At 67.3% G+C, this 1,226-nt stretch carries 1 protein-coding gene; it reads right to left on the bottom strand.

Going from position 1 to position 1,226, the window contains the following annotated elements; genetic code table 11:
• Window positions 1–1,022 (bottom strand): transposase (locus ABEA33_RS27325; protein WP_345530365.1); only part of this gene is annotated, 1,022 nt, incomplete at its 3' end.
• Window positions 1,023–1,226: the final 204 nt, after the last annotated feature.

The following is a 1,226-nucleotide window of genomic DNA, read 5'->3' as shown; positions in this document are numbered from 1 at the left end:
TCGCGGGCGACGTAGCGGGTTAGGCAGCGTTTGATCTCGCGGCTGGTCTTTCCTTCGGCGGTGCGACGGGCGACGTAGTCGCGGGTGCCTGGTTGGTACTGGATGCGGATCTGGACCACGGTGTGCAGTGCACGGTTGAGTTGTCGGTCGCCGTAGCGATTGAGTCGATACCGGGTGGTGACCTGGCCGCTGTTCGCGGGGATCGGTGCGACGCCGGCAAGCATTGCGAACGCTGCCTCGGAGTGAATCCGGCCGGGGTGGGACCACGCGCACAACACCGTCGCGGCCACGATCGGGCCGACCCCGAACTCCTCGAGAAGGTCCGGGCGCCAGGCGCGGATGATGACCACCATGGCCTTCTGATGCTCACGCGCTTCCTTCAGCATCGCGTGTGCGCGGCGAGCCAGCGACCGTAGTGCGATCACCGTGCTGGTCGTCTCCACGTCCCACGACGCGTGCACGCGCAGGTGCGCGGCGGTGTTGAGCATCGCGGCGAGCTTCTGGCCCCGGAACCGGGCGCGGATGGGTTCGGGTGCGGCGATCACCAGGCTGAAGACCTGCTGCTGAGCTTCGGTGGATGCGTTGATCGCAGAGCGGCGTGCAGCCAAGAGCACTGACAGGGCCTGGCGTTCTCCCCCGCTACGTGGCGTTCCCAGCTTGGGTCGAGCCATCGCTTCGCGTGCTGCTCGGATCGCATCGAGTGGGTCCGACTTCGCGCCGTTGCGTCGCGCCGCCCGCTTGGGGCGGTCCAGCTCGATGACGATCTCAGAGGACTCGAGCAGGTGACGGCTCAGGCCAGCGCCGTGACCTCCGGTGCCCTCGATCGCCCAGGCCCGCAACGTCGCGTGGTTGTTGGCGAACTCCACCAGCTCGGCGTAGCCCTCGGCTGTTGCCTCGACGGTGATCTCGTCGAGGACGCCACCGGTCGCGGTGTCGACCACGGCAGCGGAGTGGGTATGGACGTGGGTGTCGACGCCGATGACGACGTCGACCACTTCGCGTAGATCGGTCAGACTGTTCATGCGTTCTCTCCTTCGCCGGACGGGACGTGGTTCCGGTCCGGGACGGAGGCTCGGCAGGACTGTGATGAGACACGCCAGGCGCCGCTAACGCCAGGTGGTCAAGCTCCTGATCAGGCCAGCTCCTCCAACCGGTCCGGGGCCGGCGACCACGAGCGGACACGTCGCAGCAAAGGCACGAAAGCCAGTCTTTCCGGGGGTCACACC

The sequence above is a fragment of the Nocardioides endophyticus genome (assembly GCF_039543845.1).
GTDB classification, from domain to species: Bacteria; Actinomycetota; Actinomycetes; order Propionibacteriales; family Nocardioidaceae; genus Nocardioides; species Nocardioides endophyticus.
This window is presented reverse-complemented; position numbering and strand designations above follow the sequence as displayed.